Raw genomic sequence first — 13,106 nt, forward strand, 5'->3', positions numbered from 1 at the left:
TCCTCAGATGCTCAGCGCTTCGTTCACGAGCGCAGCTTGTTGGGCTTTGTGTTCGCTGGCCAAGCCGGTTGCAGGCGAGGCCGAGGTGGCGCGTCCGACGTAAACCGGACGGGTATTCTTGGCTTTGATGCGGGTCAGGACCCACTCAATATTGGGCTCGATAAAGGTCCATGCCCCTTGGTTCTTGGGCTCTTCCTGACACCAGACCATCTCCGCATCCTTAAAGCGCTCCAGCTCTTTAACGAGGCTGATCGCCGGGAACGGATAATATTGCTCGATCCGCATGATGTAGACATCATCGATGCCACGGGCGTCGCGCTCTTCCAGAAGGTCGTAGTAGACCTTGCCGGAACACAGAACGACCCGTTTGATCTTCTTATCCTCGACCAGCTTGGTTTCGGATGCGCCGGTTTCCGCATCATCCCACAGAACCCGGTGGAAGGACGAACCGCTGGTGAATTCATGCGCCTTGCTGACCGCAAGCTTGTGACGCAGCAGCGACTTCGGCGTCACCAGAATAAGCGGCTTGCGGAAGGTGCGGTGCAGCTGACGGCGCAGGATGTGGAAGTAGTTCGCAGGCGTCGTACAGTTCGCCACGATCCAGTTGTCCTGCCCGCACATCTGCAAGAACCGCTCCAGACGCGCGGAAGAGTGCTCCGGCCCCTGACCTTCAAACCCATGCGGCAGCAGGCACACCAGACCGGACATCCTGAGCCACTTTGATTCACCCGAAGAGATGAACTGGTCGAACATGATCTGCGCGCCGTTGGCAAAATCGCCAAACTGCGCTTCCCACAGTGTCAGCGCATTGGGTTCCGCCAGCGAGTAGCCATATTCAAAGCCCAGCACCGCGTATTCCGACAGCGCAGAGTCGATGACTTCATATTGCGCCTGACCCTCGCGGATGTGGTTGAGCGGGTAGTAGCGGTCCTCATTGTCCTGATTGACGATGCCGGAGTGACGCTGCGAGAAGGTGCCGCGGGTGGAATCCTGACCCGCCAGACGCACGGGATAGCCCTCGGTCAGGAGCGAGCCGAACGCCAGCGCTTCACCAGTGGCCCAGTCAAAGCCCTCGCCGCTGTCAAACATCTTTTTGCGCGCATCCAAGAAACGACCGATGGTCTTATGCACCGGATAGCCCTCGGGCAGGGTGGTCAGACCCTTGCCAACTTCCTCAAGCGTCTCGGGCTTGATGGCGGTCTCGCCGCGCTGGTAATCCTCGTCCTTGCTGTCGAGATGCGACCAGCGCCCATCCAGCCAATCGGCCTTGTTGGGCTTATAGGTCTTGCCGGTTTCAAACTCCTCATTGAGGTGCGCCTGAAACGCCGCTTTCATGTCCTCGATCTCGCCCTCGGGGATCAGACCGTCCTTCACCAAACGCTCGGTATAGAGGGACAGAGTCGTTTTGTGGCCTTTGATCTTCTTGTACATCAACGGGTTGGTGAACATCGGCTCATCGCCTTCGTTGTGACCAAACCGGCGGTAGCAGAAAATGTCGATCACCACGTCCTTGTGGAATTTCTGGCGGAACTCGGTTGCGACCTTGGCCGCGTGCACCACGGCCTCCGGGTCGTCACCGTTGACGTGGAAGATCGGAGCCTCAACCACCAGCGCGTTGTCGGTGGGATAGGGCGAGGAGCGCGAGAAATGCGGTGCTGTGGTGAACCCGATCTGGTTGTTCACAACGATATGCATGGTGCCGCCGGTGCGGTGACCGCGCAGACCGGAGAGCGCAAAACACTCTGCCACAACGCCCTGACCCGCAAAGGCCGCGTCGCCGTGCAGCAGGATCGGCAGAACCGCCGTGCGCTCGGCGCGGTCATTGAGCTGGTCTTGCTTGGCGCGGACCTTGCCCAGCACAACCGGGTTCACCGCCTCAAGGTGCGAGGGGTTCGCGGTCAGCGACAGGTGGACCTTGTTGCCGTCAAACTCGCGGTCCGAGGACGCGCCGAGGTGATATTTCACATCGCCAGAGCCATCCACGTCTTCGGGTTTGAACGACCCGCCCTGAAATTCGTTGAAGATCGCGCGGTAGGGCTTTTGCATCACATTGGCCAGAACCGACAGGCGGCCCCGGTGCGGCATGCCGATGACGATATCCTTGACGCCCAGATTGCCGCCGCGCTTGATGATCTGCTCCATCGCCGGGATCAGGCTTTCGCCGCCGTCGAGACCAAACCGCTTGGTGCCCATGTATTTGACGTGCAGGAATTTTTCGAACCCTTCGGCCTCAACCATCTTGTTGAGGATCGCCTTGCGGCCTTCACGGGTAAAGGTGATTTCCTTGTCGTAGCCCTCGATGCGCTCTTTCAGCCATGCAGATTGCTCCGGGTCGGAGATATGCATGTACTGCAGCGCAAAGGTGCCGCAATAGGTCCGCTTCACGATGTCCACGATCTGACGCATGGAGGCCACCTGCAGCCCCAATACGTTATCGATAAAGATCGGACGGTCCAGATCAGCGCCACTAAAGCCGTAGGTCTTGGGGTCAAGCTCCGGATGCGCCGTGCTGGCGCGCATGCCCAAGGGGTCGAGATCGGCCGCCAGATGGCCCCGAATACGGTAGGCCCGGATCAGCATGATGGCGCGGATCGAGTCGAGCACCGCGCGCTGGATCGCCTCGTCAGAGACCTCAACGCCCTTTTCTTTCGCCTTGTCTGCAATCTTCTTGCCTGCAGCCTTCGCCTCAACGGGGGCGGGCCACTCACCGGTCAGTGCTGCCGTGAGGTCGTCACTAGGCGCGGGCGGCCAGTCGTTGCGCGCCCAGCTTGGGCCAGCGGCTTCGGCTTTGACATCCGGCTCAGCATCGCCCATGGCGCGAAAGAACTCGGCCCATGCAGCATCTACCGCATTGGGGTCATTGGCGTATTGGGCATAAAGCTGCTCCAGATACTCCGCGTTGTGCCCCTGCATAAAGGAGGACGCATGGAAGATGTCGTTGGGGCTCTGTTCGGTCATTTGAGTGCCTCGTATGGGTTTGGACCGTAAGCGATCAGCCGGTTCTGAAAGGCTGAAAGCCCGAAAGGGCGAAATGTTCCGTGTCAAGTTCCGGGTGGATCTTGCGGCGAAGGCGGCCACAAGGCCGCATCAGCAACAGGATCCGTATGCCTGCAAAGCAAGCGCAGGAAGGGGGCGGGCACATGATGCCCACCCCGAAGATCATCAGATGATCTTTCGCTATATGCTGAATGCAGTCGCATCAGCCGTTTGCGATCGCTTTCTGAACCGCTTCGCCCAGAGTGGCCGGGCTGTCGGCAACAACGATACCTGCGGATTTCATCGCTTCGATCTTGTCTTCTGCGCCACCTTTGCCGCCGGCAACAATCGCGCCCGCGTGGCCCATGCGGCGGCCCGGAGGGGCGGTGCGGCCCGCGATGAAGCCCGCAATCGGCTTCCAACGGCCTTTTTTCTTCTGCTCGGCGATGAATTCCGCCGCTTCTTCTTCGGCAGAGCCACCGATCTCACCGATCATGATGATGGACTGTGTTTCCGGATCGTCGAGGAACATGTCGAGGACGTCGATATGCTCGGTGCCCTTGATCGGGTCGCCGCCGATACCCACAGCCGAAGACTGGCCCAGACCGATATCGGAGGTCTGCTTCACCGCCTCATAGGTCAGGGTGCCGGAACGGGACACAACACCAACCGAGCCACGCTTGTGGATGTGGCCGGGCATAATGCCGATCTTGCAAGCGTCGGGGGTGATAACGCCGGGGCAGTTGGGGCCGATCAGGCGCGATTTCGATGTCTCCAGCGCGCGCTTCACCTTCATCATGTCCAGAACCGGAATGCCTTCGGTGATGCAGACAATCAGTTCCATTTCGGCGTCGATCGCCTCAAGGATGGAGTCGGCTGCAAACGGCGGCGGCACATAGATCACCGAGGCATTGGCTTCGGTCACATGTTTTGCTTCATGCACGGAGTTGAAAACCGGCAGGTCGAGGTGCTTTTGACCGCCTTTGCCGGGGGTCACGCCGCCGACCATCTTGGTGCCATAAGCGATGGCCTGTTCGGTGTGGAAGGTGCCCTGTGAGCCGGTGAGGCCCTGACAGATAACTTTGGTGTTTTCGTCGATGAGGACTGCCATGATGTCCTTTCCTTTCGATTATACGGGTTGTGCCTCGGCGGCACGCGCCGCGCTGTCGTCGGTGAGCGCCCGATCCGCGTAGATGACCCGCACAAGTCGTGCGCGTCCCGAGATCAGGCGAAGGAGATGCAGGGGCAGAGCGCGCAACTCGGCCATGCCCCGCAGGCGTTTTTGTTTACGGTAGAGCGCACCTTGAGGCTTGCGCTGCGCATGCCCCAGAAAAGTGCCCTCGTCAGGAGGGGTGTTGCCCTGTGTCACAAGCGCAGGGGTGATCTGATGGGGTTTGAGGGAGACCGCCAAAGGAGAAACAAGAGGATTGAACAACAACTGATCAATCGAGACTGCAAATGGACGCGACGCAAGCAGAGCCTCCGCTCCTTTGCGCGTTACCAGATATCCCGCAGATCCGGGATTGCGTGACAACATCGGCGCCATCTGTCGTCCCAAATGATGCGAGGCAGATGTGCCAAGCATCACCTTGAGCGTCTCGCTGCGCCAGAACTCCAGATTCACTAGCTCGCAGCCCTGCGGCCACCAGCTCAGATCCGCGATCCATTGGCGCAACTCCGTCGAGATAAAGACATCATCCTCAAAAATGAGGGCAACATCCGCATCCGACGCCAGAAACTGCTCCCAAACCTTGGCGTGGCTCAGGGTGCAGGCCATGTTGCCATGGGCAAACACCCCCCAGGGGCCAAAGCTCTTGCACTGCTGCAACAGCTCTGCTTCCGAGGTTTCAGCCAGATCCACGGCCTCGACAAACTCCGCCTCTATACCCGCCTCCGCCAGCGTCGCACGCATCTGCGCATGACGCCCTTTGGCACGGGTCAGAGAGATGATATAAGTCGAAGGCTTCATCGGGTTCAGTATCTCTGCTCAGATCACACTATGGCTGCCGGCCCACGACCATGAAATCTGCGGGCGGGTGAGACCCTGACAGATGACTTTGGTGTTATGGTCGACAAGAGTGGCCATCTAAGCCTCCTTGGTTCTTTCCCGGACCAATCCCGAAATGACGAATGTCCCTAAGAACAAAACTGTCAGAAATATCGGTGTCCAGATTGTAGCAACGCGGATTTCGAGCATGTGTGTGGGAGACGTGAGAACCGGGAGTCCGTCGGGACCGATCGCAGGAGCGCTTTCAAGCAATCCCCAGACGGAAAGGGTCGCGACTGCAAAAATTGCGAACCCTGTACCAATTCCGTATGCACTGCCTTTCTTGGCCGTTAGCAAGAAAACTGGAAGCAGGGCAATCGCACTAAGAAGTGCGATTACGATTGTCTCCAGCGCAGTCGGCCAATCCCACACTTGCTCAGCCCTTCACCGCTTTCACGATTTTCTGAGCGCCATCGCTAAGGTCATCCGCCGCAATCACGTTGAGGCCGGAGTTTGCGATGATCTCTTTGCCCTTCTCGACGTTGGTGCCTTCGAGACGCACAACCAGCGGCACCTCAAGGCCCACTTCTTTCACGGCTGCGATCACGCCTTCCGCGATCACGTCGCAGCGCATGATGCCGCCAAAGATGTTCACCAGAATGCCTTTGACGTTCTTGTCGGAGGTGATGATCTTGAACGCTTCGGTCACTTTCTCTTTGGTGGCGCCGCCGCCCACATCGAGGAAGTTCGCAGGCTCCGCACCATAGAGTTTGATGATGTCCATGGTGGCCATCGCCAGACCCGCGCCGTTCACCATGCAGCCGATCTCACCATCGAGCGCGATGTAGTTCAGGTCGTATTTGGAGGCTTCGAGCTCTTTGGGGTCTTCTTCGGTCTCGTCGCGCAGCGCAGCGATATCGGCGTGGCGATAGATCGCGTTGCCGTCAAAGCCGAGTTTTGCGTCCAGAACTTTCAGATCGCCCGTGTCGGTCACGATCAGCGGGTTGATCTCCAGCATCTCCATGTCTTTGTCGATGAAGGCTTGGTAGAGCTGACCCATCAGCTTGACGCACTGCTTCACTTGCGCGCCTTCAAGGCCGAGCGAGAAGGCAATGCGGCGGCCGTGATACGGCTGATAGCCAGTGGCCGGATCGACGGAGAAGGACAGGATCTTTTCCGGGGTCTCAGCGGCGACCTCTTCGATGTCCATGCCGCCCTCGGTGGAGCAGACAAACGACACGCGCGAGGTCACGCGGTCCACCAGCAGCGCCAGATAGAGTTCGGTCTGAATGCCGGAACCTGCTTCGATGTAGATGCGGTTGACCTGCTTGCCCGCCGGGCCAGTCTGGTGGGTCACAAGGGTGCGGCCCAGCATCTTCTTGGCTTCTTCAGCCGCTTCTTCGACCGATTTGGTCAGGCGCACGCCGCCTTTTTCACCGGCGTCGGCTTCCTTGAAGGAGCCCTTGCCGCGACCACCTGCGTGGATCTGGGCCTTCACGACCCATAGCGGGCCGTCAAGCTCGCCTGCTGCGGTTTTGGCTTCGTCTGCTTTCAGCACCACGCGCCCGTCCGATACCGGAGCGCCGTAGCTGCTAAGAAGGGCCTTGGCCTGATATTCGTGGATGTTCATGAGAAACTGTCCCGTCTGGCTGCAATTGTCCCTTCCTAGTACGCCTGTATCAAACAGGAGGTTAAAGCCTTTTCTGTCCGGTGAGCGCTAAATGATGAAGTTTTTTTGTATTTGTGATCACAGGTTTGAGGCGTGTGATCACATATCGAAAACGACTAAAATTACGCGATTCGCGCTATGTGGGCTGAGTGTGATCCTGCTGTTTGGTCTCACGTCAAGAGCCTTCCAGAAGCTGGAAGTCCCCGATCTGCCGCTTCGATTCATTCTTGAACGGGGTGTCGGCTGCGTTTGCATGTGAACGCGCATGTGCTAGGGAATAAATACAATTTATTGGAAATTTCATTTGGTTCCCTGAATGATGAGTACCTCTCCGACCTGGGCCGTGGTCGCAACTGTTGCGGAGCCGATCGAGCTCATTGCTGCCTTCGCCGCCTATCACATCGAGATGGGCGCGGCGCAGGTGTTTCTCTTCCTTGATGCGCCCCGACCCGGTGACGCGGATATACTCGAAAAATTGCCCGGTGTTCAGGTCATCTGCTGTGACGCGGCCTACTGGCAGGAACGGTTGCAAGCGGCGCGTCCGGACAGTCTGACGCGGGTGCAGCGTGTAAACGCGAATTACGCATATGAGCAGACCTCGGCAGATTGGCTGTTTCATATCGATGCGGATGAATACCTCGTCTCTGAACGTGGCATTTCGGACGTGCTGGCTGGTGTGTCAGAGCAGGTGGACTATCTCCGGGTGCAAAATCTGGAACGCGTCTATCGTCCACATCAGCAGGACCAGACCTTCACCACCTTGTTCAGAGTGCCCTTTGAGGGGCTTCGCTGGCAGGAGCGGGATTTGTTCGGATCTGCCACGGTGTTCACTCACAAGGGTTTCGCAGGGTATACCGCTGGCAAAGGGGCCGGACGCACGGACCGAGAGTTGAAACTGGCGTTACACAAGGCCAATTTCCAAAAGGGAGCGGCGCGCTCAGGTCCACCCAATGAGACACAATGCTCAGAAATTCTGCTGGCGCATTTTGACGGCTTCACACCGCTGAGCTGGATGGCCAAATTGCTGCGGTATACCGATCTTGGCACATATAATTGGCAACCGGGAAAAGGGCGCGGAAAAGGGCAGTGCAAACGGGCGAAACAGATCGATTTTGCGCGTTATTACGGCGGTGAACTGCGGCGTCTGGTTGAACTGCACATGCTGCTGAAGGTGGTGTTGCCGGATCAGGAACAAGAGCTGACACAGCACGGCTGGCTGTTGGAGCTTTCGGTTGATCCTGTCGCGGCGCTGCGCAAACTGCTGCCGGAACATGCGTGGAGCTTTAGCGCAGATAGCGTCAATGCATCCCTGCGCGCGCGGGCCGCACCGCAGCGCCAGATCGCGCTGAACGCCCTGCAGCAGGAAATTGATGCAGGTTTGCCTCTCGAAATCCCTGATGTTCCGACCACGTTTCCGGATCGGGTCCAACAGAACCTGCGCGAAAAAGAAAAAGCGCCCCAGTAAGAGGGGCGCTTTGATCATTGCGACACGCGGGCCGTGACTTAGGCCAGCGAGTTGTCGATGCCTTTGCAGGCGTCCACGAGACCTTTGACCGCGTTGACGGAGGTGTCGAACATGGCCTGCTCTTCTGCGTTCAGCTTGATGTCGACCACACGCTCGATGCCGCCAGCACCGATCACGGTCGGCACACCGACATACATGCCGTTGAGACCCAGAGCGCCGTCCACATAGGCCGCACAGGGCAGGACGCGTTTTTGGTCTTTGAGGTAGGCCTCGGCCATCTCAATTGCAGAGGTCGCCGGCGCGTAATAGGCAGAGCCGGTTTTCAACAGGCCAACGATTTCGGCACCGCCATCACGGGTGCGCTGCACGATCGCGTCCAGTTTGTCCTGCGTGGTCCAGCCCATTTCAACCAGATCCGGCAGCGGGATGCCTGCAACGGTGGAGTAGCGTACCGACGGCACCATGGTGTCGCCGTGGCCACCCAGCACGAATGCGGTGACATCTTTCATGGAGACGTTGAATTCCTCGGCGAGGAAGTGGCGGAAACGGGCGCTGTCCAGCACACCTGCCATGCCGCAGACTTTTTCGTGCGGCAGGCCGGAGAATTCGCGCAGCGCCCAGACCATCGCGTCGAGCGGGTTGGTGATGCAGATCACGAATGCGTTGGGTGCGTTGTCGCGGATGCCTTCGCCGACGGATTTCATAACCTTGAGGTTGATGCCCAGAAGGTCGTCACGGGACATGCCGGGCTTGCGCGGCACACCTGCGGTCACGATGCAGACGTCTGCGCCCGCGATGTCTGCGTAGTCCTGCGTGCCCTTGAGGCTGGCGTCAAAGCCTTCGGAAGGACCGGATTCAGCAATATCCAGCGCTTTGCCTTCGGGGGTGCCTTCTGCGATGTCGAACAAAACGACGTCGCCGAGTTCTTTGAGGGCTACAAGATGCGCGAGGGTGCCACCGATCTGACCTGCGCCGATAAGGGCGATTTTGGGTCGTGCCATGGGATAATCTCTCCGGTCCGGTTGATTTCTGCCCAGATGCCTACGGCGTTCGCCTCCGCTTCGCAAGTGTTCTGCGTTGCGGCATGGGCTTCCTGCCGATGCGGCTGGCGTTTGTGCGCGCCTCTTAGATGTCGGATTTATGAAGCGAGAGGCGAAAATCGACCGATCTCGGTGCCCTTGAGCGCCATGAGCCCCTGCATGGCAAATGTGTGCGAAGGTATGCAAATACGCGGCAGATCGATCATAAATCGCGCTCCCTGCGTGAGCGTTTGCGCCCGATTTGCGAAAGATATCATCGCTCAGACCGAATCAAGTGGCGGATGATTTCCGCTGTGACGTCCGCACCAAAACCTGACTTTACCGTGCATCAAACGTATACACTCACGCCTCAATCCGCGGTCACGGTGCGTCATCGCGTCATCGCGTCATCGCGTCATCGCGGCAGCGTGGAGGCGGCGCGGCGCTGTAATGCGGCAAGCCGTGCGGGCGGCCATGCGAAGCGACCATATTAAGGTGCAACACTATGGCGCAAAGCGGCGCATCGCGGGATGCGCCAACTGTGGTGCGGGCAGTGACTGCGGGCAGGGTGCCCTTGGGCGGACCTGTGATCAGGCGTCCTTATCCATCACGGGAAGGGCCTCAGCCAGAACCTCATAAGATTGCCCCGAGGCCACCAGACAGGTCATGCCATTAGGGGTCGTCACCGTAATGGTCCAAGAGCCGGTTTCATTGGAGGCGAATGTCTCCATCACCATGCCTTGTTGGCCCATGCCGATGCTCTGGCGGCTTTCGCCGTATTTCTCCGCAAGGCGCTTCACCACCATGTCGCGCGGGGCGCAATTCTGGCTTTGGGCGGCGGCCATTTGGCTGGAGACCACAAGAGCGAGACCAGCGGCGATTGTAAACAGCGTCTTCTTCATAGGTTTTACCCCTTTCGGAACGGCTTCCCCGTCAGGGGGCCAAAAGGGCACCCCGGCGACCTGGGACGGACCGGTTTTCTGGTGACGTAATCATGACTGCAGACCCAAGGTCCGCGTGGCGCCAGAGCGGGAAACGACCGCCAGAGAAGAGCGCCGGTATGAGTCAGAATGACACAGAGGTCCAAAGAACTGGTTAACCCTGAGTTCTCTATATTTATCAGCCGTATAGCTGAATAAACCCGACCGGATGGGCGTAAGTTTCTGCATTGCAGAAGGATTTTCCTTGAAATCAATCGCCCTCAAAGGTAGCCATTTCGGTAACTTTATGACTCTGGTAATCTTGGAGAGCCCTCATGGACTCGCGCGCGCGCCCTTATCGTTCCGTCCTTTATATCCCTGGCTCAAAGCCCCGCGCCCTGGAGAAAGCACGGGGCCTGCCGGTAGATGCGATCATCTTTGATCTGGAGGACGCGGTCTCGGTCGAGGAAAAGGAAAACGCCCGCGCCACGCTGGCAGAGGCGCTGGCGCAGGGAGGCTATGGCGCGCGGGTCAAGATTGTCCGCATCAACGGGCTCGACACCGCATGGGGGCGTGCGGATGCCGAGGCTGCCGCAAACATGGGATGTGACGCGATCCTTCTGCCGAAGGTGTCTTCGCCCGCTGATCTGGACGCACTGGCTGCAATCACCAAGGACGTGCCGCTCTGGGCGATGATGGAAACGCCCCGTGGCATGCTCAACGCTGCGGCCATCGCCGCGCACCCCAAGCTGCAAGGCATGGTCATGGGCACCAATGATCTGGCCAAGGAGATGCAGACCCGCTTTCGCGCCGACCGTTTGCCGCTGATGTCTGGCCTTGGTCTCTGTCTGCTCGCCGCCAAGGCGGAAGCGAAGATCATCGTCGATGGGGTCTATAATGCCTTTAAGGATGACGCAGGTCTGGCAGCGGAATGCGAGCAGGGCCGCGACATGGGATTTGACGGCAAAACCCTGATCCACCCGGCGCAGGTCGAGGTCACCAATCAGGCCTTTGCGCCCTCCGAGGCGGAAGTTGATCTCGCGCAACGTCAGATCGCCGCGTTTGAGGCGGCTGAGGCCAGCGGACAAGGCGTGGCAGTGGTTGACGGCAAGATCGTCGAGAACCTTCATGTGGTCACCGCGCGCGAGATTCTTGCAAAAGCGGATGCAATTGCGGCGATCTCCGGCTAGGGCTGTGATGGGGTCAGGGAGACTGTACCCTGACACTCGGCACCCGTCTGACGTTGGAGAAAGACATGGCACTTCTGATACTTGGCATCATTCTATGGTGGGGCGCCCACCTGTTTAAACGTCTGGCCCCCGCGCAGCGGGCAAGCCTCGGCGACAAGGGCAAGGGGCTTGTGGCCCTTCTGTTGGTGCTGAGCGTTGTTTTGATGGTCCTTGGCTATCGTGGCATGGATTACATCCATGTCTGGGCGCCGATGCCGTTCATGGTGCACATCAACAATACGCTGATGCTGTTTGCGCTTTATTTTACCAGTCCGGGGCCCAAGAAGGGTGCGCTGTTTTACAAGATGCGCCACCCGATGCTGACCGGGTTCAAGATCTGGGCTGTGGCGCATCTCTTGGTCAACGGCGATCTGGCCTCGGTGATCCTCTTTGGCTCCATGCTGGCGTGGGCCGTGGTTGAGGTGATCACCATCAACAAATCTGAACCGAACTGGCAGCCAAATCCAAAGGGCAGCATTGCCAAGGATGCCATGTTCTTTGTCGCTTCGATCGTGCTTTTGGGTGTGATCGGCTATATTCACGGGCTGATCGGGCCCTCACCATTTCCGGGGTAACATCATGAAACTCTACCGTTTTCTAAGCGAGGACGATACGTCAGCTTTTTGCCATAAGGTAACCGATGCGTTGAACAAGGGCTGGGAGCTTTATGGCAGCCCGACCCAGACCTTTGATCCCGTAAAGGGCATCATGCGCTGCGGCCAGTCGGTGGTGAAAGAGGTGGATGGCACCTACACCCCAGAGACCAAGCTGGGGGCACACTGATATGGGCAAGACCAACCACGGGCGTTTCTTTGAGGACTACAAACTGGGCGAGGTGATCCGTCATGCGGTGCCGCGCACGGTATCGGGTGGAGAGCGAGCATTGTATCATGCGCTCTATCCGGCGCGCCATGCGCTTTACTCCTCGGATGAGTTTGCCCGTTCGGTTGGTCTTGCACATGACAAAGGCGCGCCGCTGGATGATCTGGCGGCGTTCCACATCGTCTTTGGCAAGACGGTGCCGGATATCTCGCTCAATGCGGTGGCGAACCTTGGGTATGCCGAGGGGCGCTGGCATCTGCCGGTCTATGCGGGCGACACGCTGCGGGCCGAGAGCGAGGTGATCGGGCTGAAGCAGAATTCCAACGGCAAGACCGGCGTGGTCTGGGTGCGCACGCGCGGGCTCAACCAGCGTGATGAGGTGGTGCTGGAATATGTGCGCTGGGTCATGGTGCGCAAGGGCAACATGGACGCCGATGCACCGGAGACCCGGGTGCCGGATCTGAAACCGGTTTTGGCAGCGGAAGATCTGGCGCTGCCAGCGGGGCTTGATTTCACCTCTTATGATTTTGCGCTGGCAGGAGAGCCGCATCGCTGGGGAGACTACGCCATTGGTGAGCAGATCGACCATGTGGATGGGGTCACCGTTGAAGAGGCCGAGCATATGCTGGCCACCCGCCTGTGGCAGAACACGGCCAAAGTGCACTTCGACAGCACCGCGCGCCCGGATGGCACCCGGTTGATTTATGGCGGCCACGTGATTTCCATGGCGCGGGCGTTGTCGTTTAATGGGCTGGCGAATGCGCAGATGATCGTCGGCCTGAACGGCGGTGCGCATGCAAACCCTTGTGTGTCGGGCACGACAATCCGGGCATGGTCCGAGGTTTTGGATAAGGCGCAGACCGCAGCCCCCGGTGTTGGCGCGATCCGCTTGCGTCTGGTGGCGACATCCGGTGGTGCGCCGTTCGCGCTGAAGGGCGCGGATGGGAAATATCTGCCAGAGGTGCTGCTTGATCTGGATTACTGGGCGTTGATGCCGCTGTAATGCGGGCGGGGGTCAG

Annotated in this window: 11 protein-coding genes; 5 read left to right on the plus strand and 6 right to left on the minus strand. The window is 58.9% G+C overall.

Annotated features, from left to right (window positions below; translation table 11 throughout):
• Window positions 1-3: 3 nt before the first annotated feature.
• The 4 genes from K529_RS20710 to sucC all read right to left on the minus strand — a co-directional run bounded on the left by K529_RS20710 (window position 4) and on the right by sucC (window position 6,593).
• Window positions 4-2,958 (minus strand): 2-oxoglutarate dehydrogenase E1 component, encoded by a 2,955-nt coding sequence (locus K529_RS20710; RefSeq protein ID WP_005659669.1) that lies wholly within the window; start codon window positions 2,956-2,958, stop codon window positions 4-6.
• A gap of 241 nt (window positions 2,959-3,199) precedes the next feature.
• Entirely contained in the window at window positions 3,200-4,087 is an 888-nt protein-coding gene (gene sucD, locus K529_RS20715; RefSeq protein ID WP_005623893.1) for a succinate--CoA ligase subunit alpha, read from the minus strand.
• Window positions 4,088-4,105: 18 nt separating this feature from the next.
• Window positions 4,106-4,945: a glycosyltransferase family 25 protein gene (locus K529_RS20720; RefSeq protein WP_005623891.1), complete on the minus strand. Its 840-nt coding sequence runs from the start codon at window positions 4,943-4,945 to the stop codon at window positions 4,106-4,108.
• A 454-nt stretch (window positions 4,946-5,399) separates the two neighbouring features.
• A complete protein-coding gene (gene sucC / locus K529_RS20730) occupies window positions 5,400-6,593 on the minus strand; it encodes an ADP-forming succinate--CoA ligase subunit beta (RefSeq protein ID WP_005623885.1) in 1,194 nt (397 codons plus the stop codon).
• A gap of 355 nt (window positions 6,594-6,948) precedes the next feature.
• Here sucC and K529_RS20740 point away from each other — a divergent pair, with 355 nt between their 5' ends.
• The gene (locus K529_RS20740) at window positions 6,949-8,097 is read left to right on the plus strand and encodes a glycosyltransferase family 2 protein (RefSeq protein ID WP_005623883.1); all 1,149 of its coding nucleotides are present in this window, start codon (window positions 6,949-6,951) and stop codon (window positions 8,095-8,097) included.
• A gap of 38 nt (window positions 8,098-8,135) precedes the next feature.
• On the opposite strand, the gene mdh is transcribed toward K529_RS20740, so the two are convergent.
• Complete coding sequence (gene mdh, locus K529_RS20745; protein WP_005623881.1) at window positions 8,136-9,098, minus strand: malate dehydrogenase; 963 nt, start codon at window positions 9,096-9,098, stop codon at window positions 8,136-8,138.
• A gap of 608 nt (window positions 9,099-9,706) precedes the next feature.
• A complete protein-coding gene (locus K529_RS20750) occupies window positions 9,707-10,018 on the minus strand; it encodes a hypothetical protein (protein ID WP_005623876.1) in 312 nt (103 codons plus the stop codon).
• Between the two features lie 353 nt (window positions 10,019-10,371).
• On the opposite strand from K529_RS20750, the gene K529_RS20755 reads away from it, so the two are divergent.
• From K529_RS20755 to K529_RS20770, 4 genes are all read left to right on the plus strand, one after another.
• Complete coding sequence (locus K529_RS20755) at window positions 10,372-11,226, plus strand: HpcH/HpaI aldolase/citrate lyase family protein (protein ID WP_005623871.1); 855 nt, start codon at window positions 10,372-10,374, stop codon at window positions 11,224-11,226.
• 65 nt (window positions 11,227-11,291) lie between these two features.
• Window positions 11,292-11,840: an NnrU family protein gene (locus K529_RS20760; RefSeq protein WP_005623869.1), complete on the plus strand. Its 549-nt coding sequence runs from the start codon at window positions 11,292-11,294 to the stop codon at window positions 11,838-11,840.
• Between the two features lie 4 nt (window positions 11,841-11,844).
• On the plus strand, window positions 11,845-12,048 hold the full coding sequence (locus K529_RS20765) for a DUF1737 domain-containing protein (protein ID WP_005623868.1): 204 nt from the start codon (window positions 11,845-11,847) through the stop codon (window positions 12,046-12,048).
• Between the two features lies 1 nt (window position 12,049).
• Window positions 12,050-13,090, plus strand: coding sequence for a MaoC family dehydratase (locus K529_RS20770; RefSeq protein ID WP_005623865.1), 1,041 nt, complete (start codon window positions 12,050-12,052; stop codon window positions 13,088-13,090).
• The last annotated feature ends 16 nt before the right edge of the window (window positions 13,091-13,106 follow it).

The organism is Tritonibacter mobilis F1926, assembly GCF_000376545.2.
Lineage (GTDB): Bacteria > Pseudomonadota > Alphaproteobacteria > Rhodobacterales > Rhodobacteraceae > Epibacterium > Epibacterium mobile.